Here is a 23,065-nt window from a genome sequence, read left to right as displayed (position 1 = left end):
GATCAGGTGTCCTTCTGCTTGGTGCCGAAGATCTTGTCACCGGCATCGCCCAGGCCCGGGATGATGTAGCCGTGTTCGTTGAGCTTCTCGTCGATCGAGGCGGTGAAGATCATCACGTCGGGGTGGGCGTCGTTGACCACCTTGATGCCTTCGGGTGCCGCCACCAGCACCATGGCGCGGATTTCCTTGCAGCCGGCGCGCTTGAGCAGATCGATGGTGGCGACCAGGGAACCGCCGGTGGCCAGCATCGGGTCGATGATCAGCGCCAGGCGCTCGTCGATCTCGGGGGCCAGCTTCTCAAGGTAGGTGTGCGCCTCGAGCGTCTCCTCGTTGCGGGCCACGCCCACCGCGCTGACCTTGGCGCCGGGAATCAGGCTGAGCACGCCGTCGAGCATGCCGATGCCGGCACGCAGGATGGGCACCACGGTGATTTTCTTGCCGGCGATCTTCTCGACCTGCACCGGGCCCGCCCAGCCCTGGATCTCGTAGTTTTCCAGGGGCAGGTCGTTGGTCGCTTCATAGGTGAGCAGGGCGCCCACTTCCTGGGCCAGTTCGCGGAAGTTCTTCGTGCTGATGTCGGCGCGGCGCATCAGGCCGATTTTGTGGCGGATCAGCGGGTGGCGGATCTCTCGGATAGGCATGGGGTGTTACTCCGGCGGGCTGGCAAAAAAATTGCGTTAGATTAAAGCATTGCCCGTGCCATGTCGTGACTGACTGGCCGGTCGCGCGACCTTCAGGGCGTTGCGTGACGAGGCCTGCGGGGCTGCGACAAACTATCCTCGACACTCGTCCGGCGGGACTTGCTCCCGGACAGGCGGATGAGTACCTTTGCCGACTTTTATCTTGACGCCCCGATCAACTTCCCGCGGGAAGCCAGGGCCAACGCCGCTCAAAAACAGAGGAAAAGCCATGCCCGCAGATCTCGCCCACATCCGCCAGGTAATGGCCGAAGCCGACTGCCTGTACACCGATGCCCAGGTCGAAACCGCCATCGACCAGATCGCCGGCGCCATCAATGGCGAGCTGGCCGAGCGCAACCCCGTGGTCTTCTGCGTGATGAACGGCGGCCTGATCTTCGCCGGCAAGCTGCTGCCGAAGCTGAACTTCCCGCTGGAGCTGTCCTACCTGCACGCCACTCGCTACCGCAACGAAACCAGCGGCGGCGAGCTGTTCTGGAAGGCCAAGCCGGAGATCTCCTTCATCGACCGCGACGTGCTGATCATCGACGACATCCTCGACGAAGGGCACACCCTCGCCGCCATCATCGACTTCTGCAAGCACGCCGGCGCCGCCCACGTGCACACCGCCGTGCTGATCGACAAGACCCACGACCGCAAGGCCCGCCCGGACCTTAAGGCCGACTACGTGGGCCTGCCCTGCGTGGACCGCTACATCTTCGGCTACGGCATGGACTACAAGGGCTACTGGCGCAACGCCGCCGGCATCTTCGCCGTCAAGGGACTCTGAGCCCGTGGCCGCGCGCTTCCTCGACCAGTCTCTGTTCACCGAACTGGCCGCAGGGGCCGCGGCCAGCCCGCGCCAGCGGCTGCACCACAACTTCCACGCGATGGAGGAGCCCTGCCACCGAATGGCTGTGGGGCTGCAGCCCGGCACCTATATCGCGCCCCATCGCCATCTTTCTGCCGACAAGGCCGAGACCTTGCTGGTACTCAAGGGCCGCCTGGGCCTGCTGCTGTTCGCCGACGACGGCGCCCTGGAGGCGACCCGTGAACTGGTCGCCGGCGGCGAATGCGTCGGTGTCGATCTCCCGCCCGGGCAGTTCCACGCCCTGGTGGTGCTGGAGGCCGACAGCCTGCTCTTCGAATGCAAGGCCGGCCCCTATCGCGCGCTCGTCGAGGCTGAGTTCGCGCCCTGGGCGCCACGCGAAGGCGAGCCCGCCGCCCCCGACTACCTGGCCTGGATGCGCGCTCAGTTCGACTGAGGCTCCAGCCAGCGCAGGGCCTTGGCGCGCGCCTGCTCCAGGTCGCGCACATAGGCCAGGCGCCCTTCCTCGCGGAGGATACCGGCGCGGCGCAGCTTCAGCCGCACCCGCGAGGTGGTGCCCACCAGGACCAGGCCGATCCCCTGCCTGTGGTAGTCGGCCAACAGGTTCTCGATGGCCGCCAGGGCGGTCATGTCCAGCAGCGGCACCGCGCTGATCTCGACGATCACCACCTTCACCTGCGGATTGAGCCGGCGCAGCACGCTCAATGCCTTCTCTGCCACGCCGAAGAACAGCGGGCCGCGGATCACGTAGGGCATCACCTGTTCCGGCAGGCCGTCCAGCGCCTGGTGGAAGCGCGGCGGCAGCGGCAGGGCATCGGTCAGGTCGCTCATGCGCTTGATGAACAGCCCAGCGGCCAGCAGCAGGCCGACGCCCACCGCCAGCACCATGTCGAACAGCACCGTCAGCACCAGGCAGGTGAGCAGCACCAGTACGTCGTTGCGCGGTGCGATGCGCAGCGTGTGGGCGACGTGGCGTGCCTCGCTCATGTTCCACGCCACCATCAGCAGCAACGCCGCCAGGGCGGCCATCGGCAGGTAGCTGAACAGCGGCGCGAGCAGGAGCATCGCCAGCAGCACCACGCCGGCGTGGATCACCGACGCGATGGGCGAGACGGCACCAGCGCGCACGTTGGCGGCGCTGCGGGCGATGGCGGCGGTGGCGGTGATGCCTCCGAACAGCGGGGCGACCAGGTTGCCCAGGCCCTGGCCCAGCAGCTCGGCGTTGGGGTCGTGGCGGGTGCCGGCCATGCCGTCGGAAACCACGGCGCAGAGCAGCGATTCGATGGCGCCGAGCATGGCGATGGCGAAGGCCGGCGCGAGCAGCTGGCGCACCAGTTCGAAGGACAGCACCAGCGGCGCGCCGCTGGCCCCCGGCAGTTGCCAGGGCCAGGCGAAGCTCGGCAGCAACGGCGGGATGCCCGGGTGCACCACGCCGTCCAGTTCGTAGGTGAAGCGTTCGCCCAGGGTGGCCACCGGCAGGCCCATGCGTTCGAGGGCGAGGCCCAGCAGGGCGCCGACCGCCAGGGCTACCAGGTGCCCCGGCACCTTGGGTACCAGGCGCGGCCACAGCAGCAGGACGCCGAGGCAGGCCAGGGCCACCAGCGCATCGCCCAGGTGCGCACCGGGCAGCGCCCGGGCCAGCAGGCCGATCTGCTCGACGTAGTTCTGCGGCGGGTGCGCCAGCTGCAGGCCCAGCAGGTCCTTGACCTGCAGGGTGGCGATGACGATGCCGATGCCGGCGGTGAAGCCCAGGGTCACCGGGTAGGGGATGAACTGGATCAACCGGCCGAAGCGCGCCAGGCCCATGGCGATGAGGATCGTCCCGGCCATCATGGTGCACAGCAGCAGGCCGCCGAGGCCGAACTGCTGGGTGATCGGCAGGAGGATGACCACGAAGGCGGCGGTGGGGCCGGAGACGTTGAAGCGCGAGCCGCCGGTGAGGGCGATCAGCGGGGCGGCCACCAGCACCGTGTAGAGGCCGTGCTGCGGGGCGACCCCAACGGCGATGGCCAGGGCCATGGCCAGCGGGATGGCGACTATGCCCACCGTCAGCCCGGCGCCGAGGTCGTTGCGCAGGGATCTCCAGGAATAACCGCTGCGCAGGCTCTGGCGCAGGGCGGCGAACAAGGGCGGCAGGGGCAATGACATGGCGGGCTCCTCGGCGGAAGGCACCGAGTATAAGGGCTGCACGGCGCCAGGCACCTTGACCTGAGTCCAATGACTACGGGCCGGGAGCCCGTGCTAGAGTGCTGCGCTCGTTCGTACCGGGAGTTGCCGATGCCTCGCCGTAGCCGTTTCGCCGCCGTCCTCCTGCTCGCCGCCAACCTGCCCCTGGCCGCCGCCCTGGGCGAGGCCCCCAAGGGCGCCGCCACGCAATTGCACGCCGAGTTCCTGCCACCGGACGAGCAGGGCCTGCGCCAGGAGCAGCCCGAACAGGTGCTGCTGCTGAAGGTGGCCAGCTACCGCGTCACCCTGGGCAACCAGCGCCAGTCCAACCAGCAGCCGATCCCGATCACCACGCCGATGCTGATCCAGCTGCGCGCCACGCCCGTAGGCAAGACGGTCGGCAAGGGCTCGGAGGCGGTCGACGTGCAAATCTATTTCGAGGTCGACGGCAAGAGCCTGAAGAAGGCGACCTACGACGAGGCCTTCCGCAAGCTGACGCTGCACTATCCACAGTCCCAGTACCGCGCGGTGCTCGACCTGCTGCGCAACGGTGCGGTGTTCTGCCAGTTCGCCGCCTACCCCAATGGCCATGTCTGGGCCGATCTCCACCAGGGGCCCGTACGCCTGCGTTGAGCCGCGTCGGCCTGCGGGGGTAAACTTCGGGCCCCGTGTGTTCCGGCCAGAGAGTAGTGAGCGATGCGCAAAGACAAGAAGCAGGTGATCGGCGAAGAAATCACCGAGGACTCGATCAAGCTGTTCCTCGAGGTGGAGCCGGCCGACGACACGCCGCCGTCCCTGCACAAGCTGGTCAAGGCCTACCGCGGCCTGCGCATCGACGACTTCGAACGTTTCCTGCAGTTCTTCCTCGAGGCCGGCTACGACCTCGCGGCCAAGGACGCCCAGGGCAACGACTTCATCGCCCTGATCAAGGACCAGCGCCTGGCCGAGCCCTACATCGAGGCGGTCCAGGCCGCCCGGGGCTGATCCGGCAAGAACCCATCCACAGGAACCCGCCTTCGAGCGGGTTTCTGCTTTTCTGGGCCTGGCGAAAACAGTGACCCAGCGCACGCACGAGGAGGTGCACATGAGCAAGGAAGACGCATCGCAACGCTGGCAGCGGCAGACCATCGCCTATGCTCGCGCGATCAATGCCTATGTCGAGAAGGGCCTGCGCGAAGGCTGGGACAACGCGGGTGATGAGCCCAGCTCCGCCGGGCGCGAGAAGCTGGTCCCGGCGCTGCTGGAGGCGCTGCGCGAGGCCAACCGCAGCGGCCGCCTGGACGGGCTGCAGGCGACCTGGCCGCCGGCCCATGCGCCGCTGCACGAGGTGCTCGACGAGAAGGGCCAGGCGATCCCCCTGCTGGCGCTGCTCGATGATGGCTCCATCGTCGCGCGCATCGGCGCCATTTGGGAGCCGGGGCGGGTGGTGCGCATCGTCGGTGATCGGGTCGAGGATGTAACGGGCCTGGCCTTCTTCGGTGCCTGCCCCAACCGCCGTTTCTACGCGCTGGCGCGGGAGGCGGGTGTGGAAGTGCGTGACGGCTGGGACGGCCCGGTGGTGCTGCGATGCCCCTGGCCGCGAGGCGATGAGGACGCGCCCGAGGGCGTGGAGCTGGAAGCCTTTGCCGAGACGCCGCGCCCCACGCGACTGCAGCCCTTCCCGGACGGCCGCCGGGTGCTGCTGGTGAGCGGCTCCGGCATCTTCGTGCTGGAACCGGAAGGCGCGCGCCGCCTGTACCCGGACAACGCATCGCTCCGGGAATACGCCGAGGCTACCGACTACGACCCGCCCTATTCCACGGGGCTGAGCATGGAGCACGGCGCGGTGTCGGCGGATGGCCGGTGGATCGCGGTGGGCGCCCAGGACGGGCGTCACCACCTGTTCGATGCCGACCTGCAGCCGGTCGCGGCCATCGGCCCCCATGGCGAGTACCCGCACTTCGCGCTGTTCAGCGGCGATGGCCGCAGCGTCGCCTTCAACGCCTGTCATTTCTACAACGGCGGCACCATCGCCGTGGACCTGGCCCGCGCGCCCGGACTGGATTCGGACCACTACGAGGAGGTGGACGGGGTGACGCTGGTGGAGGCGGGCGCACGGGTCTACGCCGGCGCCTCGTGGGGCGATCGCTTCATCCTCGGCGATGCCTACGGCTACCTGCGCTGCGTCGACGCGGCGGGTAACCCCGTCTGGCAGCACTTCCTCGGCTCGACCCTCTGCGCCATCGACCTCTCCGTCGATGGCCGCACCCTGGTGGCCTCCAGCTACGCCGGGATCATCGCCATCATCGACCTAGACGCCGGCCGCCCCGAATGGCAGATCGGCACCGGTGAGCACCGCGAACGCCGGCGCTGGCTGTTCTGGAAGGGCGAGGAAACACCGCTGGCCTGGTGAGTGGCGTTGTGGGGGCGAATTCATTCGCGATCAGGCCCATGCCCGGACCTTCGCGGTTGAAACCGCTCCCACCCGGCCTGGAGGTCCGGCCCGGAACGAAAAAACCGCCCCGAGGGGCGGTTCTTTCATGGCGCTGAAGCTTAGCCCGCGGTGGCGGCGCTGGCTTCGGCCGGCTTGGCGGTCGCGATGCCCAGGCGGGCGTCCGACTCCTGGCTGACGCGGTGGTAGAGCTCGGCGTCGGCTTCCAGTTCCTTCTCGCGGGCGGGGAAGATTTCCTTCAGCTTGGCGCTCCACTCGGCCGAGCGGGCCTGCTCGGCGAAGCAGCGTTCGATCAGGTTGAGCATGATCGAGACAGTCACCGAGGCACCCGGCGATGCGCCGAGCAGGGCGGCGATGCTGCCGTCCTCGGCGGCCACCAGCTCGGTGCCGAACTGCAGGATGCCGCCTTTCTTGGCGTCCTTCTTGATGATCTGCACGCGCTGGCCGGCCACTTCCAGGCGCCAGTCGGCCGGATCGAGCTCCGGGTAGAACTTGCGCAGGGCATCGAGGCGCTGTTCCTGGGACTGCATCACTTCCTTGATCAGGTAGCGGGTCAGGTCCATGTTGTCGCGCGCCACGGCCAGCATCGGGCCGAGGTTGCTCGGGCGGACCGACAGCGGCAGGTCGAGGAAGGAGCCGTGCTTGAGGAACTTGGTGGTGAAGCCGGCGTAGGGCCCAAACAGCAGGGACTTCTTGCCGTCGACCACGCGGGTGTCCAGGTGCGGCACGGACATCGGCGGGGCACCCACTTCGGCCTGGCTGTAGACCTTGGCCTGGTGGTGCTTGACCACTTCGGGGTTGTCGCAGCGCAGCCACTGGCCGCTCACCGGGAAGCCGCCGAAGCCCTTGCCTTCCGGGATGCCTGACAATTGCAGCAGCGGCAGCGCGCCGCCGCCGGCGCCGAGGAATACGAAGCGCGCGGAGACTTCACGGCTGGCGCCGCTCTGGGTGTTCTTGATGCTGACCTTCCAGCCCTCGTCGGTGCGCTTGAGGTCGGTGACCTTCTGGAAGTAGCTGACGCGGGTATCGGCCTGGGTGGCGAGGTACTGCAGCAGCTGGTTGGTCAGGGCGCCGAAGTTGACGTCGGTGCCATTGGCCGCACGGGTGGCGGCGACCGCTTCGTCCGCAGGGCGGCCGGGCATCATCAGCGGCATCCATTCGGCCAGGGTGGCTCGGTCTTCCGAGTACTCCATGTGGGCGAAGGCGTGGTGCTTGGTGATGGCCTCGAAGCGCGTCTTGAGGAAGGGGATGTCCTTGCCGCGCACGAAGGACAGGTGCGGCACGGAGTTGATGAAGTCACGCGGCGAACCGAAGCCTGGCTTGCCGCTCAGGTAGGACCAGAACTGCTTGGAGACTTCGAACTGGGTGTTGATCAGGACCGCTTTCTTGATGTCGATGGAGCCATCGGCGGCCTGGGGGGTGTAGTTCAGCTCGCACAGGCCGGCGTGGCCGGTACCCGCGTTGTTCCAGGGGTTGGAGCTCTCGATGGCACCGGATTCGCGGAGCTCCGCGATTTCCAGCTTGATGCCCGGATCGAGTTCCTTCAGCAGGACCGCCAGTGTGGCGCTCATGATGCCGGCCCCGACCAGCAACACGTCCACTGCTTGGTAATCGTCTTGCGCCATTTGCTCGCCACTCTCTCGTGAAGTAGTGAAAAACCGTCATCTCACGCTCTTTTGGAGACGTGAACCTCAAAAGAATCGCCTACCGGGGGCAGGCCGCTTCCATCAGCGCTGAGTTGCGCTGCGTCCATGCAAAAGAATTGCACTTCGGGCGGAAGGTGCGGCAGGCCAGCAATGGCAGCGCGAAAGTGGACGACTCTCTGTGGGGCTGTGCGGGTGCCGAGCGAGTGCATCGGCCGGTGTTGCGAGGCCCGATCAGGAGACGACCTTATAATCGGGGGGCGATTGTAGCGAAGAAATCGGGGGAAATGAGCGTTTGTACGTGACTTTTATTCATCCATCGGTCAGGCCGCCAACGCTCGCGCTCCGCGTGCCTGCCGGACGACCCGCTTGAGCGGGGCGGCGGTCGGAAGGGGCTGGCCGATCCAGGACAGGCGCGGCTCGCGGACCTCGACCCAGTTGCCACGGGCGGGGGCTTCGGTGCTCTGGTGGAAGCCACGGCAGGCGCCCTTGTCGTCGAGCAGGGCGAAGCAGCGGATCTTGGCGCGGGGGGCGAACAGGGACCAGAGCAACATCATCATGGCTTTCTCCTTGGGTACGCCGCTTTATCCCACCCCCGCGTGACAGGGGCGTTACAGGAACTGCGCGAGCTTACCGGCGGTCTCAATCCAGGCCACTGCCAGCGCTCTGTCAGTAGGCGTGCCGGCTGGTTATACTCCCGGCCTTCCGCGTCCAACCTGGAGAAACAAGCATGCTGAATCGCGCGTTGCTCGGCCTGCTGGCCGGCCTCAGCCTGACCCTGGTCGGCTGTGCCCTCAGCCCGCAACAACTCAGCCCGCAACCCAAGCTCACCGGCCCGCTGACCCCCGTCGGCCAAGGCCAGCCGGTAGTGGTTCGCGTCGCCGATGGCCGCTCTTCCCCGGTGCTCGGCACCCGTGGTGGCCTCTATGCGGACACCAGCAACATCACCGTCCAGGGCCAGGACATCCTGCCGCGCCTGCAGACCGAGGCCGAGGCCGCCGTGCGCCTGCTGGGCTTCACGCCTTCGCCCAATGCCTTCAATGCCCCGCAGCTGACCCTGACCCTGGCCGACCTGAAGTACCAGTCGCCCAAGGAAGGCGTCTACGTGACCAAGGCCGACATCAGCGCCACCTTCCGCGTCGACGTGCAGAACGCCAGCCGTCGCTACAGCGGCCGCTACAGCGCGTCGCTGGCCCAGCAGTTCGGCACCGCGCCGAACCAGGAAACCAACACCAAGCTGGTTTCCGGCGTGCTCAGCGATGCCCTGACCCGCGCCTTCAAGGACCCGACCATCGGGCAGATGCTGGCGCAGTGAGGCGCTACCCGCTGTGAAGGAGCCCGGCCCTCGCGCCGGGCTTTTTCTTGCCCGCGCGATTCGTCGGAAACGCAGCAGGGAGGCGGGGGGCTCGGGTAGACTCGCCGCCGAATCCGGATGGCCCGCTCCCCGCGCGGCCGCATTTCCACCTCGCAGGCCGTGCCTGCTCGGAGTTGAAGATGTCCCTGCAGGACCTCTGGTCTGCCTACCTCGCCCATCCCCACCAGGTGGTCAACGCCCTGGCGCTGTTCTTCGCCCTGGTCGGCGCCTGGCTGCTGGTCGCCACCCGCCTGCGCGAACAGCGTGTCGCCGGCCGCCTGGCCGCCGACAGCGAACTGGAGGGCGTGGCGCAGCCGGCGCTGATGCCGGACGAGTCCACCCTGCGGCTCAACCGCTTCTTCTATGCCTTCGGCTATTTCAGCCTGGCGGTGGCGTTGGGCGTTTCCTGGGCCAGCACCCAGCTTTGAGGCCATCGCGGGCAGCGCCCCGATGCACATGAAAACGGCGACCCTGGGGTCGCCGTTTTGCATTGCGCGGAACGATCAGAGCGGCAGGCCGGCCTTGATGCGGTACTGGTTGCGCACGGGCGTCGCGTACTGCAGCACCAGCCAGGGGCGCTGTTCCTCGGGGCAGGCATCGAGGCGCTTCTGCCATTGGGCGCGGGCGCGGACGATCTCCTCGGCACCGAACAGGCTTTCCAGTTTCGGCACCGCCAGCGCCGGGTCGCGCTCGCTCCACAGGGCGTAGGCGAGGTAGTGCACGGGGAACAGGCGGTAGCCACCGAGGATGCGGCGATCCATTTCCGCGGCCAGCAGCTTGGCGTCGCCGATTTCCTCGCGGATCTCGTCGTTGAAGGCGATGTGTACCCGGCCCTTGTAGCCGGTGATGCCCAGGGCGATGCTGGTGTCGTCCTCGCCCGGCGCCTTCTCGTAGCTGCCGGTGGTGGCGCGGATGTAGAGCTCGCGAGCCTTGGCCAGGTCGCAGGGGTCGTATTCGTAGCTGATCGATACCGGCACCACGTGCAGGTCGTGGATCACCGAAGCGAAGGGCTCATCCTTGCGGCTCATGTGGAACATCTTGAGGATCGCCGAATCGGTGCGGTCGTCGCCGTCCTTCGCGCGGCCCTCGGCCTGGGCGATCCAGATCGACTGGCCGTCCACGCGGATCGAATGGTTGATGTAGGCGGACAGCAGCTGGAAGGCCGCCAGCTTCTCACGCCGGCCCGCCAGGTTGCGGTGCACGATGAAGCTCTTGTTCAGGCGCATGAGGTCGCTGACGAAGGGCTTCTGCAGCAGGTTGTCACCGATGGCGATGCGCGGCGTGGGCACCCCGGCGTGGTACACGGCGTAGTTGACGAAAGCCGGGTCCATGACGATGTCGCGGTGGTTGGCGACGAACAGGTAGGGGCTGCCGGGCGTGAGCTTGTCCACGCCCGAGTAGGTCACGCCGTCGGTGGCGCGCTCGATGGTGCGGTCGACATAGGGTTCGATCTTGTCCTGCAGGGCGGTGACCGAGGCGATGCCACGGAACTCGCGGCGCAGGCGATGAGCTATAACAGGCTTGAGCAGCCAGCCGAGCGGGCCTGCCAGGCGGGGGAAACGAAAACGGGTGAGGGCGCCGAGAAAGGCCGGGTCGGCGGACAGGCGCGCGAGCACCTCGGCCACCTCGGCATCGTCATAGGGTCGGATGGCTTCGAATTCGCCCATCGTGTTCTCTTGTTGTGCTGCGGCTGGAGATAAGGGTGGAGCCCCGAATCACGGGGCCTGAAATAGACCGGCGATTATACAGCCAAGTCACACGGGAGTTTCGCATGCTGGAAACCCAGGCCTATGAATGCCCCTATTGCGGCGAACCGGTGGAAGCGGTCCTCGACCTTTCCGCGGGCGACCAGCAGTACATCGAGGATTGCCCGGTGTGCTGCCGGCCCATCGTCTTCGCGCTGGCCACCGATGGCGAGGACTGGAGCCTGGACGTGCGCCGGGAGGACGACTGATGCAGCGCATCTACGAGCCGGGTGATCTGATCGAGGCGCAACTGCTCCTGGGCATGCTCGCCAGCGAGGGCGTCGAGGCCCACCTGGCGGGCGGGCACCTGCTGGGCGGTATCGGCGAGCTGCCGCTGATGGGGCTGCTGGGCCTGCTGGTGGAGGACGAGGACGCCGACCGGGCACGGCTGCTGATCGCCGCGTACAATGCCGCGCAACCCGTGCCGGGCGACGAGCCCGACAGCTACCCCGGCACCCTGCTGTGCTGAACCTGCCCGAGCCCCTCGCCCCATGTCCGGACGCTTCGCCCTGTTTCGCTGGTCGCCCGCTTTCGCCGCGCTGCCCGGCTTTCCCGTCGAGCAGCAGCCGCACTGGAACCTGGCGCCCGGCGCACGGGTGCTGATGCTGCGCGAGCAGGCGGGCGAGCGCCGCCTGGACCTGGCTCGCTGGGGCCTGACCCCGGCCTGGCTCACCGATCTTTCGAAGACCCCCGCCCACGCCCGCGCCGAAACCCTGGTCGAGCAGCCGATGTTCCGCGATGCCTTCCGCCAGCGCCGCTGCCTGATCCCTGCCAACGGCTTCTATGAATGGCGTGGCGTGCGCAAGCGGCCTTACTGGGTCAGCGGCGAGACCTCGCTGGTGCATTTCGCCGCGCTCTGGGAGCCCTTTCCGGTGGGCGATGCCGAGTACCTCAGCCTGGCGATGATCACCCGCCCCGCCGCCGACCTGCGCCGGCCGCTGGTGCTGGACGAGGCCGGCCAGCAGGCCTGGCTGGCCGCCGACACGGCCCCCGACGACTTGCGCGCGATGCTCACCGCTGCCTCGCCACCCCTGCGTGAACGGGCGCTGGCCACCCTGGTCAACGACCCCAAGCTGGATGGGCCGGAGTGCCTGACGCCCGCGTGATCGGATCTTCCCGGGCTGAAGCCCGGGCTACAGGGCGTGCCTGGTAGGGGCGAATTCATTCGCCCGGCAGCCCGCAGGGCTGCTCATCGGAGTCATGCGGGACAGGTGAATGGAAGGGGGCAACTGCGTTGCCCTTGGCGACTGAAGTCGCCCCTACAGGCGTGGTGGCGGGGAAGAGCCGGTGGGAGCGAATTCATTCGCGAATGAACCCGCCCCATGCACGGCTTGAAGCGCTACACCCTGAACTGATTGATCAACCGGCGCTGCTGCTCGGCCAGCTTGGTCAGCTCGGCGCTGGCCTGGGAGGCCTCGTCGGCGCCGCCGGCCACTTCGTTGGCCACCTGGCCGATGTTGGTGACGTTGCGGTTGATGTCCTCGGCCACCGCGCTCTGTTCCTCGGCGGCGCTGGCGATCTGGGTGTTCATGTCGTTGATCACCGACACCGCCTGGGTGATGGATTCCAGCGCATGGGCCGCCTCGCTGGCGGACTGCACGCTGGTGTCGGTCTTGTCCTGGCTGTCCTGCATCACCTTGACCACGTCCCGCGTGCCCTGCTGCAGCTGCTGGATCATGGTCTGGATCTCTTCGGTGGCCTGCTGGGTCTTCTGCGCCAGGTTGCGCACCTCGTCTGCCACCACGGCGAAGCCGCGGCCCTGCTCGCCGGCGCGGGCGGCCTCGATCGCGGCATTGAGCGCCAGCAGGTTGGTCTGCTCGGCGATGCCCCTGATGGCGACCAGGATGGCGTTGATGTTCTCGCTGTCCTTGGCCAGGTTCTGCACCACGCCCACGGCGCGGCTGATCTCGCCGGCCAGGGCGGTGATGGCCTCGGTGGTGCTCTGCACGATGCGCTTGCCATGGTTGGCGGCCTGGTCGGCATGGCTGGCGGCCTCGGCGGCGAGGGTGGCGTTGCGCGCCACGTCCTGTGCAGTGGCGGTCATCTCGTGGACGGCCGTGGCCACCAGTTCGATCTCCGCCAGTTGCTTCTGCACGCCCTGGTTGGTGCGGATGGCGATGTCGGCGGTGTGTTCCGAGGAGTCGCTGACCTTCTGCACCGAGCTCACTACCTGGCTGATCATCGACTGCAGCTTGGCCAGGAAGGTGTTGAAGCCGCTGGCGATCGAGCCCAGTTCGTCTGCGCGATCGGAGTGCAGGCGGCGGGTGAGGTCGCCTTCGCCCTGGGCGATGTCGTCGAGCATGGCCACCATCTGCCGCAGCGGGCTGGCGATGCCGAAGCCGACGAACCAGATCACCACCAGGCCGAGGGCGGCGATCAGCAGGCCGACCAGGGTCATGCCGAAGATGTCCTCGTCACGCTGGGCGGACAGGTCCTGCTCCAGCTTGTGCAGGTCGGCCATCACGGTTTCCAGCGGCATGTTCAGGCTGAGGAACCAGGTGGCATCGGTGCCCGCCACCTTGAACGGCGACAACAGGAGGATGCGGCCGCTGTCACGGTCGATCCGGTATACCGGCTGGTCGCCCTGCAGGGATCTGAGATTTTCCGCCACCGCACTGCCCAGCACGCGGTCGGCCGGCTCGCCGTTCTTGCTGGCATCGGCCGTATAGGCCACCAGGCGCTTGTTGCTGGAGAGCAGGGCCATCTCGCCGACGCCACCGTAGAGCTTCTGGTTGGCGCTGGTGAGCAGTTGCTGGATGAAGTCGAGGGAGAGGTCGGCGCCGGCGATGCCGCGGAACTGGCCCTTGACCATGATCGGCGCGTTGAAGGAGGCCAGCATCACCATCTTGCCGCCCATGTCGTAGGGTGCCGGGTCGATCACGCAGGGGCGCTTGGTATCCCGCGGGCATAGGTAGTACTCGCCTTCACGCACGCCGGTGGGCAGCGGCTTGACGCTTTCCAGGGTCTCGCCCAGCACGTCCATCACCAGCTTGCCGCTGGCGTCGCGGTACCACCACGGGATGAAGCGCCCGGCAGCGTTGTGCCCGGTCTGCCCGAGGAAGTTGGCGTCCTCGCCGAAGGCGTTGGGTTCCCAGCCGATATAGGCGTCCAGCAGCTTGGGGTTGTTGGCGAGGATGTGGTGCAGCAGGTTGATCATTTCCGGGCGGCTGTTGTCCATCGCCACGGCACCGCTCTCGTCGGTCTCGCCGGCCAGGGCGTTGGTCTGCGCCAGGCTGCTGGCCACGGTCATCGGGTAGGCCAGCTCGCGCTGGATGTCCGCGACCTGGGAGGCGGCCAGGCTCAGCAGGCGCTCGCTGATGATCTGCTCCAGCAGTGCCTGGGTGCGTGTCTGTACCAGCTCCTGGGTCCGTGCACCGGCGAACAGCGCATAGAGCACGAGGGCCACAACCACGGCGAGCACGCTGGCACCGGCCAGCGTCGCGACCGAAAACTGGATCGATCTGAATTTCATGGGAACTCCCGGAGTCTCAGGTACAGCCTGTGTCCATGGCATATCGGCCGACAGTCGCCGAAGCATGAGCCTGCTTCACAAGAAAAGAACGCAAGTCGCTGGATGGCAAGGGATGCGGTTGCTCCGGGTCGTGGCGCAGGCATAGAGTACGGCGCAGTTTTCAAAGGAGAGTCACAGTGGCGAAGTCTCACATCATCGGCAGCCTTGCACTGCCCCTGCTGCTGGCGGGATGCCAGGCGGTCAACACCACCAGCGGCGGTGCGGTCGGCGTCGAGCGCAAGCAGTACATGTTCAGCATGCTGTCCGAGCAGCAGGTCAACCAGATGTACGCGCAGTCCTACCAGCAGACCCTTTCCGAGGCCTCGCAGCAGGGCGTGCTGGACAAGAACAGCGCGGACGCCAAGCGCGTCTCGGCCATCGCCAAGCGGCTGATCGCCCAGACCACGGTGTTCCGTCCCGATGCCGGCAGCTGGGCCTGGGAAGCCAACGTGATCGACAGCGAAGAGCTCAACGCCAACTGCGGCCCGGGCGGCAAGATCATCGTCTACAGCGGCCTGATCGATCAGCTCAAGCTCACCGACGACGAACTGGCGGCGGTGATGGGCCACGAGATCGCCCACGCCCTGCGCGAGCACGGCCGCGAGGCGATGTCCAAGGCCTATGGCGTGCAGATGGCGACCCAGCTCGGTTCCTTGCTCGGCGCCGGCGACCAGAGCCTGCAGGTGGCCAACCAGGGCGTCGAGTACCTGATGACCCTGCCCAACAGCCGCGCCAACGAGAACGAGGCGGACCTGATCGGCCTGGAACTGTCCGCCCGCGCCGGCTACAACCCCAACGCCGCCATCAGCCTGTGGCAGAAGATGAGCAAGGCCAGCGAAGGCGCACCGCCGGAGTTCATGAGCACCCACCCGTCCTCCAGCTCGCGTATCGCTTCCCTCCAGGCGGCCATTCCCAAGGTCATGCCGTTCTACCAGCAAGCCCGGGGCAAGTGACGCTGGCGGGCCCGCAAAGGCCGTCCTAGACTGCTCGCCGCCTGCATGATGCAGGCGGCGTGCTTTGGATCGAGGGTTTCCCGTGAAGATCGCAGTCCTTGGCGCCACCGGCCTGCTGGGCCACCACACGGCCCGCGCCATCCGCGCGGCGGGCCACGAGCTGGTGCTGATCCATCGCCCCGCGTCGCGCATCGAGCGCCTGGGTTATCTCCACCCCCAGCTTCGTTCGGCCGAGCCCCTCGACCATCCACAGCTCACCCGGGCCCTGGCCGATGTGGATGGCGTGGTCTTCTGCCGCCAGGATGCCCCCGCCCGGCCTCGACGCTGGCAGGACGTCGTGGCCGGCGCGCTCGAGGAAACCAACCACTTCTATGCCGCCTGCCTCGCGGCCCATGTGCCGCGCATCCTGCTCGTCGGTGCCTCGGTCGTGCTGCCGCGCAATCCCGATGGTGCGCCGGGCCACGAAGGGTTGTTCTACGACGAGATGCCGCGCTGGAAGAACCCCTACCTGCTGAGCCAGTGGGCCCTGGACCGACAGGCCCGCGAGCAGGCCCGCGCCGGGTTGCCGGTGGTGATCGGCATCCCCGGCATGGCGCTGGGCGAGTTCGACGCCGGCCCCGGCCCGGGGCGCATCGTCACCGCCATCGCCAGCGGCGCCATGAGCCGCTACGTGGTGGGGCGGCGCAATGTCGTCGATGCCGCCGAGGCGGGGCGCGGACTGTTGCTGGCCCTGGAGAAGGGAAGGGCCGGCGAGCGCTACCTGATCACCGGCCACGACATCGAGATGGCCGAGCTGACTGCGCACATCGCACGCCTGCTGGAAGTGCCGGCACCCACGCCCATGCCGTTGGCGGTCGCACGGGGCATGGCGGCCCTGCTGCGCCTGCGTCAGCGCATGAGTGGCGAGGTTGCGAAAATCGACCCGGCCAGCATCGCCGTCATGGCCGGCGGGCAGTTCCTCGATGGCTCCAAGGCCGAGGCGGAGCTGGGCTTCAGGGCCGAGGTGGCGCTGGACGATACCCTGCGCCGGACCATTCGCTGGTTCGGTGAGAACGGGTATCTCTGAGCGTGTCGGGCGGAGCGCCCCGGGCTACGGGGGAAGTCGGATCAGGGCAGTGCCTTCTCCGCGTAGGCGCGATTGCTCAGGCCGAGCTGGGCGCGGAAGCTTTCCATGTCGAACATGGTGCAGATCTCCTGCACCTCGCCCCGGCTGTTGAAGGTCCAGAACGCCATGGCGGAAATGCTGAGGATGCGGTCGCTGGGCGGGTAGCCGAGGGCCGGCTTGTGGATGCTGCCGATGAGGGTGCACCAGGTGAAGACGTGGCTGTCCTCGGCGATGCACTCTTCTACCACCACCTCCAGGTCCGGCATGGCGTCGCGGATCTTCAGCACCATCTCGCGGTAGCCTTCGCCGTCCAGGGGGCCGGGCATGAACGAGCTCTTGTAGAGGAAATCCTTGCTCTGCAGTTGCTCGGCCAGTGCCACGCGACCCTTGTTCCACGATAGGTCGATATGTTGGCGCGCCACGCGCTTGCGATCGTCGGTCGACGTCATCTGCTTTTCCTTCTCCCTGGCCGGGCCGGCAGTAGGGGGAGAAATCTACCAGTTGGCGCGGCGCTGCCATTGGCCGAAACGCCAGCGAACTGGCGTCAGGCCGGTGACGCGAGTCAGGCCGCGCCGAGGGTCAGCGCCTTGTACACGGCGTAGATGGCCAGGGCGCCGAAGGCGGCGGCCGCCAGGCGCCGGATCAGGGTCAGCGGCAACTTGTCGGCGGCGAAATTGCCGGCCAGCACCACCGGCACGTTGGCCAGCAGCATGCCCAGGGTGGTGCCCGCTACCACGAGGATGAAGTGCGGGTACTGGGCGGCCAGCATCACCGTGGCGACCTGCGTCTTGTCGCCCATCTCGGCGAGGAAGAAGGCGATCAGGGTGGTGAGGAAGGGGCCGTATTTCTTCAGGCCGGATTCTTCGTCGTCGTCCAGCTTGTCTGGAACCAGCGTCCACAGGGCCACGGCAACGAAGGAGGCGGCGAGGATCCAGCTCAGGGTGGCGGTGGAGAAGAAGCTCGCGACCCAGTTGCCCACGGCGCCGGCGGCGAAATGGTTGGCGAGGGTGGCGGCGACGATGCCCCAGATGATCGGCCAGGGCTTGCGGAAGCGCGCGGCCAGCAGCAGGGCGAGCAGCTGCGTCTTGTCGCCGATTTCCGCCAGGGCGACGATCAGTGTGGGGACGAACAGGGATTCCAGCATCAGGGTTCCTACGGGGGGCGGGTCGACTAATCACCATGACACACGCAATCTGCCCGCCCCGGGTCAGGTTGTATGTGTCATAGGTCTTGTCAAACCGCTGGCCTGTCTAGGCAGGCTTGGGTCGCACGCGCCATGGTCTGTGGACCAAGTATGTTGACGCGTGCCTGGCGAGCAGGGCGCTCGCGGGAGACTACTCCCCTAGGACGGGGCGCATTTTGCACAAGGCGGGCGTGCCCGGCAAGCCCGCCGTTGCGCTATTGGTCAGCTGTCCGTGGCGCGCACGTCCATCTCGGCGTAGCGCACGGTACGGCTGCCGTTCTTCAGGCGATAGCCGAACCAGATGGCGAGGAACAGCGGCAGGCTGATGTAGGTGGCGGTCAGCCCGGCCCAGTCGATGCGCTCGCCCACCAGGGCCTCGTAGTTCTGCCCGAGGGTGATCACCAGGCACAGGGCGAAGGCGAACAGCGGGCCGAAGGGGAACAGCTTGGCGCGGTAGGGCAGGTCTTCCAGGCGGCCGCCCTGCAAGAGGTAGCCCTTGCGGAAGCGGTAGTGGGAGATGGCGATGCCCAGCCAGGCGATGAAGCCGCACATGCCCGAGGTGTTGAGCAGCCAGGTGTAGAGGGTCGACTCGCCGAAAGCGGCGGTGAAGAAGCACAGCGCGCCGACCAGGGTGGTGGCGTAGAGCGCATTGCGCGGCACGCCGCTGGCGGAGACGCGGGCGAACAGGCGCGGTGCCTTGCCCTGCATGGCCAGGGTGTAGAGCATCCGCGTCGAGGCGTACATCCCGGAGTTGCCGGCCGAGAGGATGGCCGTGAGGATCACCGCGTTCATCACCCCGGCGGCCGCGGCGAAGCCGGCGCGCTCGAACAGCAGGGTGAAGGGCGAGACGCTGATGTCGCTGGCGTCGTTCTGCAGCAGGCTCGGGTCGGTGTAGGGGATCAGCATGCCGATCACGAAGATCGCCAGGATGTAGAACATCAGGATGCGCCAGAACACCTGGCGGATGGCGATGGGGATGTTCTTGCGCGGGTTCTCCGACTCGCCGGCGGCGATGCCGATCAGCTCGGTGCCCTGGAACGAGAAGCCGGCGATCATCGCCACCCCGACCATGGCCTGCAGGCCGCCGACGAAGGGCGCCTCGCCCTGGGTGAAGTTGCTGAAGCCGGGGGATTCCATACCACTCATCACGCCGAAGATGGTGGCCAGGCCGATGACGATGAAGATCACCACCGTGACCACCTTGATCAGCGCGAACCAGAACTCGCTTTCGCCGAACCCCTTCACCGAGATGACGTTGAGCAGGAACATCAGCGCCAGGAACAGCGCGCTCCAATAGATGCCCGGGGTGTCTGGGAACCAGAAGCTCATGATCAGCTGCGCGGCCACCAGCTCGGCGGCGATGGTCACCGCCCAGTTGTACCAGTAGTTCCAGCCCAGGGCGAAACCGAAGCCATCGTCGACGAACCGGCTGCCATAGGTACTGAACGAGCCGGAAACCGGCATGTGCGCGGCCATCTCGCCGAGGCTGGTCATGAGGAAGTACACCATCACTCCGATCAACGCGTAGGCGAGCAGGGCACCGCCCGGGCCGGCGTTGGCCACGGTGGCGCCCGAGGCGACGAACAGGCCGGTGCCGATGGAGCCGCCGATGGCGATCATGTTCAGGTGGCGGGGCTTCAGCGAACGGTGCAGGCCGCTGCTGGCGGTGGGGGCGGCAGTGTCGAGGTCAGTCAAGAAAAACTCCAGATGCCCGGTTCTTCGCCAGGCGTGTTGCGGCTATCGGGTGCAGCGCGAGTATGGAAGGTGCGCGGGTATCCGCCTTTCAGCGGCGGGCGCTGTAGATGCGGAAACCACCCCCTTCGGCCAGGATGCGGCAGCCGCCGAACGCCTGTTCGATCAGGGGTTGGTACTTGAGGAAGCTGTTGGCCACCAGGCGCAGTTCGCCGCCGATCAGCAGGTGGCGGCCGGCTTCGCGCAGCAGCGTCTCACTCGCCTGGTAGTCGGTGTGCACGCCCTGGTGGAAGGGCGGGTTGCTGACGATGGCCGAGAGCAGCTTGGGCGCCGCGTGGATGCCGTCGCCGGCGATCACTTCGGCTTCCAGGCCATTGGCGGCCAGGGTCAGGCGGCTGGCGGCAACGGCGAACGCGTCGACATCCAGCAGCACCAGCTGGCTCTGTGGATAACGTCGCTTGAGCGCGGCGCCGAGCACCCCGGCACCACAGCCGAAATCCAGCACCTTGCCGGTAGGCAGCTTGGCCAGGTTGTCCAGCAGCAGTGCGCTGCCGCGATCCAGGCGGCCGTGGCTGAACACGCCGGGCAGGCTCACCACCTGCAACGGGCCGTCGGCCAGCTCGAGGCTGTAGCGCTGGGCCAGGGCCTCCAGGTCCGGGGTCGCCGGTGCCTGCTCCACCTGCACCTGCCACAGCTGGCAGTGGCGGGCGCTGTCGAGCTTGCGCGGCTTGCCGAAGGATTCCAGCTGGCGGGCGGCGCGCTCGATGCCGGCGCGCTTCTCGCCCACCAGGTACAGCGGCTTGCCGGGCAGGCGCGCGGCCAGGGTTCTGAGTAGGTAGTCGGTCAGCTCGCGGGATTTGGGCAGGAACAGCACGGCTGCTTCGAAGGGGGCGCTGGGGGCGTTGACGGTGAATTCGCAACGCCCGGGAAAGCGGGCCTCAAGGGCTGTCTGCTCACCGGCGTGCCAGGTCCAGCCGTTGGCCTGGGGCAGTTCGCCCAGCAGGTCGTCGGCAGGAAGGCCCGCCAGGAGCAGCGGGCCAAGGAACAGGTCGGCCTGTCGAAGCAGTACTTCGCTGCGCGGGTCCATGGGGTAGATCCTGATAAAAGCCACGAATTTTATCAGAATCTTGTGGGTCTTAGCTGACCGTGCGGCGAGGCGTTCCCTTCAGCCAGGCCTCGAGGTTCTCCGCCATCTGTACGACGATGCGCTGGCGCGCCTCACGGCTGCCCCAGGCGTTGTGCGGGGTGACGATCAGGCGCGGGATGTCCACGGCCAGCAGTGGGTTGCCGTCCTTCGGTGGCTCCTGGGTCAGCACGTCGGTGGCGGCACCGCCCAGGTGGCCGCTGCGCAGGGCGTCGGCCAGGGCGTGTTCGTTGACCAGGCCGCCACGTGCGGTGTTGACCAGGAACGCACCGGGCTTCATCAACGCCAGTTGCTCGGCGTCGATCAGGTTGCGGGTGTGCTCGTTGAGCGGGCAGTGCAGGGTCAGGGCGTCCACCTGGGGCAGCAGGTCCGCCAGGGGCAGGCGGTCGGCGCGAGGCGGACGGCCGGGCAGGGCGCCGAGCAGCACACGCATGCCGAAGGCTTCGGCCAGGCGCGCCACGGCGCTGCCCAGTTCGCCGTGGCCGAGCAGGCCGAGGGTCTTGCCCTCCAGTTCGACGATGGGGAAGTCCAGCAGGCAGAACTGGGTCGCCTTCTGCCAGTGGTCATGGCGCACGGCTTCGCGGTAGTCGACGAAGCGGGTGGCCAGGTTGAGCAGCAGCATCAGGGTGTGCTGGGCCACGGACGGGGTGCCGTAGCCCTGGCAGTTGCACACGGTGATGCCACGGGCGCGGGCGGCGGCGAGGTCGATGTTGTTGGTGCCGGTGGCGCTGACCAGGATCAGCTTCAGATCCGGCAGCTCGGCGATGGCGGCGGCATCGATGGTCACCTTGTTGCTGATGGCGACCTGGGCGCCGCGCAGGCGCTCGACGACATCGCGGTGGCCGGTCTGGTCGTGCAGCTCCAGTTCGGCGAACTGCTGGCGCAACGGCGTGAGGTCGAGATCGCCGAGATCGAGGGAGGCGTGGTCGAGGAAGACCGCGCGGAGGCTGTTGGTCATCAGCTGTACCTTTTTCCGAGGCAGATGTAGGCGTAAGGTTGCCAGCCTATCAGCTCAACCCATTCTCAGGAGGTCGCATGTACTGGGCGGAATTCCTCACCGTTGCCTTGATCCACCTGCTGGCCGTGGCCAGCCCCGGCCCGGATTTCGCCATCGTGGTGCGCGAGAGCGTCGCCCATGGCCGCCGCGCCGGCACCTGGACGGCGATCGGCGTGGGCACCGGCATTTTCGTCCATGTGGCCTATTCGCTGCTGGGGATCGGGCTGATCGTTTCCCAGTCCATCGTGGCGTTCAATGCCCTGAAATGGCTGGCAGCGGCCTACCTGCTGTACATCGGCATCAAGGCGCTGCGGGCCAAGCCGGCCGACCCGATCGCCACCGAGGCCGAGCTGACCGCCCCCGAGCGCAGCCCGCGCGGGGCCTTCGTCACCGGTTTCATCACCAACGGGCTGAACCCCAAGGCGACGCTGTTTTTCCTCTCGTTGTTCACCGTGGTCATCAACCCCCACACCCCGCTGGCCATCCAGGCCGGTTACGGCCTCTACCTGGCCTGTGCCACCGCCGTGTGGTTTTGCCTGGTGGCGATGCTGTTCAGCCAGGAACGTGTGCGTAGCGGTTTCGCCCGGCTGGGCCACTGGTTCGACCGCCTGATGGGCGCGGTGCTGGTGGGGCTCGGCGTCAAGCTGGCATTCACCTCGATGAAGTAACGGGCTGCACCGCAACGCAGGGTGCTCCCCGTAGGAGCGAGCTTTGCTCGCGAAGCCCTTCACCGTTCTACGTCCAACCCCGTAGCCCGGACTTCAATCCGGACTCTTCTCACTCCTTCTCCAGCGTGGCCAGCAACCCCAGGCTGGCCACGTATTCCCTCGGGTTTTCCCCCAGCAGGCGGCGGAACATGGCGCTGAAGGCGCGGCCGCTGCCGTAGCCCAGGTCGTGGGCGACCTGTTGCACGCCATGCCCGGCGAGCAGGCGTGGCAGGGCTTCGGTGAGGCGCAGTTGCTGGCGCCAGTCGTTGAAGCTCATGCCCAGCTCCTGGGCGAACAGCCGGCTCAGGGTGCGGGTGCTGGCGCCCACCTCCAGGCTCCAGTCGTCGAGGGTGCGGGTGCTCTCCGGGGCTTCCAGCAGGGCCAGGCAGATGGCTTGCAGGCGACGATCCTGAGGCATCGGCAGGTGCAGGGGCATGCGCTCCAGGGCGGCGATCTCGTGGAGGATCAGGCGCTGCACCAGGCTGCGGTGTTCGTCATCGGTATCGCCGGCCTCCAGCGCCACCAGGCGCAGGATCAGCTCGCGCAGCAGCGGCGGTACCGCCAGCACGCAGCAGGCATCGAGGCTCGGCGGTGCGGCTTCGGCGGCGATGAACAGGGTGCGCATCTGCACATGCCCGGACATGAAGATCTGGTGCTCGATACCCGGTGGGATCCACACCGCACGGGTCGGCGGGATGACCCAGGCGCCGGCCTCGGTGACCAGGCGCATCAGCCCCTGCGCCGCGTAGAGGAATTGCGCCTGGCTGTGCAGGTGCAGGTCGACATGGGCGCCGTCGGGGTAGTCGAGGGCGACGGCGCCGATCCGGCCCTGGGGGAGATGGTCGATGAACATGGCCGATCCGATGATCTTTTTGGCAGAACGTTGCTGGGCGGCCAACCTAGCATGGCGGTCCACAACAACCAAACA

At 67.4% G+C, this 23,065-nt stretch carries 25 protein-coding genes, 1 pseudogene and 1 riboswitch; of the genes and pseudogenes, 13 read left to right on the top strand and 13 right to left on the bottom strand.

Annotated elements, in window-relative coordinates:
- Window positions 1-2: 2 nt before the first annotated feature.
- Complete coding sequence (gene upp, locus WFQ67_RS14820; RefSeq protein ID WP_213626249.1) at window positions 3-641, bottom strand: uracil phosphoribosyltransferase; 639 nt, start codon at window positions 639-641, stop codon at window positions 3-5.
- Window positions 642-909: 268 nt separating this feature from the next.
- Here upp and WFQ67_RS14815 point away from each other — a divergent pair, with 268 nt between their 5' ends.
- Both WFQ67_RS14815 and WFQ67_RS14810 read left to right on the top strand, forming a co-directional pair.
- Entirely contained in the window at window positions 910-1,467 is a 558-nt protein-coding gene (locus WFQ67_RS14815) for a hypoxanthine-guanine phosphoribosyltransferase (RefSeq protein ID WP_213626248.1), read from the top strand.
- A 4-nt stretch (window positions 1,468-1,471) separates the two neighbouring features.
- Window positions 1,472-1,942, top strand: a complete 471-nt coding sequence (locus tag WFQ67_RS14810) for a WbuC family cupin fold metalloprotein (RefSeq protein ID WP_213626247.1) — start codon at window positions 1,472-1,474, stop codon at window positions 1,940-1,942.
- Here WFQ67_RS14810 and dauA read toward each other — a convergent pair.
- On the bottom strand, window positions 1,930-3,654 hold the full coding sequence (gene dauA / locus WFQ67_RS14805) for a C4-dicarboxylic acid transporter DauA (protein WP_213626246.1): 1,725 nt from the start codon (window positions 3,652-3,654) through the stop codon (window positions 1,930-1,932). The two genes, WFQ67_RS14810 and dauA, sit on opposite strands and share 13 nt — an antisense overlap.
- Before the next feature lie 129 nt (window positions 3,655-3,783).
- On the opposite strand from dauA, the gene WFQ67_RS14800 reads away from it, so the two are divergent.
- From WFQ67_RS14800 to WFQ67_RS14790, 3 genes are all read left to right on the top strand, one after another.
- Window positions 3,784-4,305, top strand: a complete 522-nt coding sequence (locus WFQ67_RS14800) for a hypothetical protein (RefSeq protein ID WP_213626245.1) — start codon at window positions 3,784-3,786, stop codon at window positions 4,303-4,305.
- Window positions 4,306-4,368: 63 nt separating this feature from the next.
- A complete protein-coding gene (locus tag WFQ67_RS14795; RefSeq protein WP_111260964.1) occupies window positions 4,369-4,656 on the top strand; it encodes a PA4642 family protein in 288 nt (95 codons plus the stop codon).
- 100 nt (window positions 4,657-4,756) lie between these two features.
- A complete protein-coding gene (locus WFQ67_RS14790) occupies window positions 4,757-6,064 on the top strand; it encodes a WD40 repeat domain-containing protein (protein ID WP_337057323.1) in 1,308 nt (435 codons plus the stop codon).
- A 140-nt stretch (window positions 6,065-6,204) separates the two neighbouring features.
- On the opposite strand, the gene mqo is transcribed toward WFQ67_RS14790, so the two are convergent.
- Window positions 6,205-7,728 (bottom strand): malate dehydrogenase (quinone), encoded by a 1,524-nt coding sequence (gene mqo, locus WFQ67_RS14785; RefSeq protein WP_213626243.1) that lies wholly within the window; start codon window positions 7,726-7,728, stop codon window positions 6,205-6,207.
- Between the two features lie 341 nt (window positions 7,729-8,069).
- Window positions 8,070-8,306 carry a hypothetical protein gene (locus WFQ67_RS14780; protein WP_337057322.1) on the bottom strand — a complete coding sequence of 79 codons (237 nt, stop codon included), beginning with the start codon at window positions 8,304-8,306 and terminating at the stop codon, window positions 8,070-8,072.
- A gap of 170 nt (window positions 8,307-8,476) precedes the next feature.
- Here WFQ67_RS14780 and WFQ67_RS14775 point away from each other — a divergent pair, with 170 nt between their 5' ends.
- A complete protein-coding gene (locus WFQ67_RS14775; RefSeq protein ID WP_021222263.1) occupies window positions 8,477-9,061 on the top strand; it encodes a YajG family lipoprotein in 585 nt (194 codons plus the stop codon).
- A 179-nt stretch (window positions 9,062-9,240) separates the two neighbouring features.
- Window positions 9,241-9,528, top strand: coding sequence for a hypothetical protein (locus tag WFQ67_RS14770; RefSeq protein ID WP_173172593.1), 288 nt, complete (start codon window positions 9,241-9,243; stop codon window positions 9,526-9,528).
- 75 nt (window positions 9,529-9,603) lie between these two features.
- Here the strand turns inward: WFQ67_RS14770 and WFQ67_RS14765 are convergent, their stop codons facing one another.
- The gene (locus tag WFQ67_RS14765; RefSeq protein WP_337057320.1) at window positions 9,604-10,767 is read right to left on the bottom strand and encodes a 1-acyl-sn-glycerol-3-phosphate acyltransferase; all 1,164 of its coding nucleotides are present in this window, start codon (window positions 10,765-10,767) and stop codon (window positions 9,604-9,606) included.
- Between the two features lie 104 nt (window positions 10,768-10,871).
- On the opposite strand from WFQ67_RS14765, the gene WFQ67_RS14760 reads away from it, so the two are divergent.
- Genes WFQ67_RS14760 through WFQ67_RS14750 form a run of 3 tightly spaced genes read left to right on the top strand, consistent with a single transcriptional unit; the run spans window position 10,872 to window position 11,951 of the window.
- Window positions 10,872-11,054 carry a CPXCG motif-containing cysteine-rich protein gene (locus WFQ67_RS14760; protein WP_184487390.1) on the top strand — a complete coding sequence of 61 codons (183 nt, stop codon included), beginning with the start codon at window positions 10,872-10,874 and terminating at the stop codon, window positions 11,052-11,054.
- On the top strand, window positions 11,054-11,314 hold the full coding sequence (locus WFQ67_RS14755; RefSeq protein WP_213626240.1) for a putative signal transducing protein: 261 nt from the start codon (window positions 11,054-11,056) through the stop codon (window positions 11,312-11,314). The genes WFQ67_RS14760 and WFQ67_RS14755 overlap by 1 nt, the downstream gene beginning before the upstream one ends.
- Before the next feature lie 22 nt (window positions 11,315-11,336).
- Window positions 11,337-11,951, top strand: coding sequence for an SOS response-associated peptidase (locus WFQ67_RS14750; RefSeq protein WP_213626239.1), 615 nt, complete (start codon window positions 11,337-11,339; stop codon window positions 11,949-11,951).
- Window positions 11,952-12,184: 233 nt separating this feature from the next.
- Here the strand turns inward: WFQ67_RS14750 and WFQ67_RS30395 are convergent, their stop codons facing one another.
- On the bottom strand, window positions 12,185-13,027 hold the full coding sequence (locus WFQ67_RS30395; RefSeq protein ID WP_371877108.1) for a methyl-accepting chemotaxis protein: 843 nt from the start codon (window positions 13,025-13,027) through the stop codon (window positions 12,185-12,187).
- A gap of 15 nt (window positions 13,028-13,042) precedes the next feature.
- Window positions 13,043-13,243 (bottom strand): annotated as a pseudogene (locus tag WFQ67_RS30390) (HAMP domain-containing protein); the annotation flags it as partial.
- A 1,250-nt stretch (window positions 13,244-14,493) separates the two neighbouring features.
- On the opposite strand from WFQ67_RS30390, the gene WFQ67_RS14740 reads away from it, so the two are divergent.
- Window positions 14,494-15,309, top strand: a complete 816-nt coding sequence (locus WFQ67_RS14740; RefSeq protein ID WP_213626237.1) for a M48 family metallopeptidase — start codon at window positions 14,494-14,496, stop codon at window positions 15,307-15,309.
- A gap of 82 nt (window positions 15,310-15,391) precedes the next feature.
- A complete protein-coding gene (locus WFQ67_RS14735; RefSeq protein WP_337057317.1) occupies window positions 15,392-16,375 on the top strand; it encodes an NAD-dependent epimerase/dehydratase family protein in 984 nt (327 codons plus the stop codon).
- Window positions 16,376-16,416: 41 nt separating this feature from the next.
- On the opposite strand, the gene WFQ67_RS14730 is transcribed toward WFQ67_RS14735, so the two are convergent.
- The 5 genes from WFQ67_RS14730 to WFQ67_RS14710 all read right to left on the bottom strand — a co-directional run bounded on the left by WFQ67_RS14730 (window position 16,417) and on the right by WFQ67_RS14710 (window position 21,391).
- Window positions 16,417-16,863 carry a ketosteroid isomerase-related protein gene (locus WFQ67_RS14730; protein WP_111260954.1) on the bottom strand — a complete coding sequence of 149 codons (447 nt, stop codon included), beginning with the start codon at window positions 16,861-16,863 and terminating at the stop codon, window positions 16,417-16,419.
- 113 nt (window positions 16,864-16,976) lie between these two features.
- Window positions 16,977-17,555 (bottom strand): TMEM165/GDT1 family protein, encoded by a 579-nt coding sequence (locus WFQ67_RS14725; protein WP_213630680.1) that lies wholly within the window; start codon window positions 17,553-17,555, stop codon window positions 16,977-16,979.
- Between the two features lie 94 nt (window positions 17,556-17,649).
- Window positions 17,650-17,769, bottom strand: a riboswitch (yybP-ykoY riboswitch).
- 50 nt (window positions 17,770-17,819) lie between these two features.
- Window positions 17,820-19,292, bottom strand: a complete 1,473-nt coding sequence (locus WFQ67_RS14720; RefSeq protein ID WP_337057315.1) for an amino acid permease — start codon at window positions 19,290-19,292, stop codon at window positions 17,820-17,822.
- An 88-nt stretch (window positions 19,293-19,380) separates the two neighbouring features.
- The gene (locus tag WFQ67_RS14715) at window positions 19,381-20,376 is read right to left on the bottom strand and encodes a class I SAM-dependent methyltransferase (protein ID WP_337057313.1); all 996 of its coding nucleotides are present in this window, start codon (window positions 20,374-20,376) and stop codon (window positions 19,381-19,383) included.
- A 49-nt stretch (window positions 20,377-20,425) separates the two neighbouring features.
- Window positions 20,426-21,391, bottom strand: coding sequence for a 2-hydroxyacid dehydrogenase (locus WFQ67_RS14710; protein WP_337057312.1), 966 nt, complete (start codon window positions 21,389-21,391; stop codon window positions 20,426-20,428).
- 77 nt (window positions 21,392-21,468) lie between these two features.
- Between WFQ67_RS14710 and WFQ67_RS14705 the strand changes: the two genes are divergently transcribed.
- A complete protein-coding gene (locus tag WFQ67_RS14705; protein WP_337057311.1) occupies window positions 21,469-22,098 on the top strand; it encodes a LysE family translocator in 630 nt (209 codons plus the stop codon).
- A gap of 109 nt (window positions 22,099-22,207) precedes the next feature.
- Here the strand turns inward: WFQ67_RS14705 and WFQ67_RS14700 are convergent, their stop codons facing one another.
- Window positions 22,208-22,990, bottom strand: a complete 783-nt coding sequence (locus WFQ67_RS14700; protein WP_337057310.1) for an AraC family transcriptional regulator — start codon at window positions 22,988-22,990, stop codon at window positions 22,208-22,210.
- Window positions 22,991-23,065: the final 75 nt, after the last annotated feature.

The sequence above is a fragment of the Pseudomonas sp. USHLN015 genome, assembly GCF_037153275.1.
Taxonomy (GTDB): domain Bacteria; phylum Pseudomonadota; class Gammaproteobacteria; order Pseudomonadales; family Pseudomonadaceae; genus Metapseudomonas; species Metapseudomonas tohonis.
Note: the sequence above shows the minus strand (reverse complement) of the source record. Positions and strands in the feature narration are given on the sequence as shown.

Excerpts from the sequence above, each read along its gene's own strand:
- WFQ67_RS14730 (WP_111260954.1), bottom strand. The coding sequence starts at position 16,863 with ATGACGTCGACCGACGATCGCAAGCGCGTGGCGCGCCAACATATCGAC.
- WFQ67_RS14775 (WP_021222263.1), top strand. The coding sequence starts at position 8,477 with ATGCTGAATCGCGCGTTGCTCGGCCTGCTGGCCGGCCTCAGCCTGACC.
- WFQ67_RS14795 (WP_111260964.1), top strand. The coding sequence starts at position 4,369 with ATGCGCAAAGACAAGAAGCAGGTGATCGGCGAAGAAATCACCGAGGAC.
- WFQ67_RS14780 (WP_337057322.1), bottom strand. The coding sequence starts at position 8,306 with ATGATGATGTTGCTCTGGTCCCTGTTCGCCCCCCGCGCCAAGATCCGC.
- WFQ67_RS14800 (WP_213626245.1), top strand. The coding sequence starts at position 3,784 with ATGCCTCGCCGTAGCCGTTTCGCCGCCGTCCTCCTGCTCGCCGCCAAC.
- dauA (WP_213626246.1), bottom strand. The coding sequence starts at position 3,654 with ATGTCATTGCCCCTGCCGCCCTTGTTCGCCGCCCTGCGCCAGAGCCTG.
- WFQ67_RS14755 (WP_213626240.1), top strand. The coding sequence starts at position 11,054 with ATGCAGCGCATCTACGAGCCGGGTGATCTGATCGAGGCGCAACTGCTC.
- WFQ67_RS14765 (WP_337057320.1), bottom strand. The coding sequence starts at position 10,767 with ATGGGCGAATTCGAAGCCATCCGACCCTATGACGATGCCGAGGTGGCC.
- WFQ67_RS14760 (WP_184487390.1), top strand. The coding sequence starts at position 10,872 with ATGCTGGAAACCCAGGCCTATGAATGCCCCTATTGCGGCGAACCGGTG.
- WFQ67_RS14710 (WP_337057312.1), bottom strand. The coding sequence starts at position 21,391 with ATGACCAACAGCCTCCGCGCGGTCTTCCTCGACCACGCCTCCCTCGAT.
- WFQ67_RS14700 (WP_337057310.1), bottom strand. The coding sequence starts at position 22,990 with ATGTTCATCGACCATCTCCCCCAGGGCCGGATCGGCGCCGTCGCCCTC.
- WFQ67_RS30395 (WP_371877108.1), bottom strand. The coding sequence starts at position 13,027 with ATGATCAGCCAGGTAGTGAGCTCGGTGCAGAAGGTCAGCGACTCCTCG.
- WFQ67_RS14815 (WP_213626248.1), top strand. The coding sequence starts at position 910 with ATGCCCGCAGATCTCGCCCACATCCGCCAGGTAATGGCCGAAGCCGAC.
- WFQ67_RS14770 (WP_173172593.1), top strand. The coding sequence starts at position 9,241 with ATGTCCCTGCAGGACCTCTGGTCTGCCTACCTCGCCCATCCCCACCAG.
- WFQ67_RS14715 (WP_337057313.1), bottom strand. The coding sequence starts at position 20,376 with ATGGACCCGCGCAGCGAAGTACTGCTTCGACAGGCCGACCTGTTCCTT.
- WFQ67_RS14705 (WP_337057311.1), top strand. The coding sequence starts at position 21,469 with ATGTACTGGGCGGAATTCCTCACCGTTGCCTTGATCCACCTGCTGGCC.
- WFQ67_RS14750 (WP_213626239.1), top strand. The coding sequence starts at position 11,337 with ATGTCCGGACGCTTCGCCCTGTTTCGCTGGTCGCCCGCTTTCGCCGCG.
- WFQ67_RS14790 (WP_337057323.1), top strand. The coding sequence starts at position 4,757 with ATGAGCAAGGAAGACGCATCGCAACGCTGGCAGCGGCAGACCATCGCC.
- mqo (WP_213626243.1), bottom strand. The coding sequence starts at position 7,728 with ATGGCGCAAGACGATTACCAAGCAGTGGACGTGTTGCTGGTCGGGGCC.
- upp (WP_213626249.1), bottom strand. The coding sequence starts at position 641 with ATGCCTATCCGAGAGATCCGCCACCCGCTGATCCGCCACAAAATCGGC.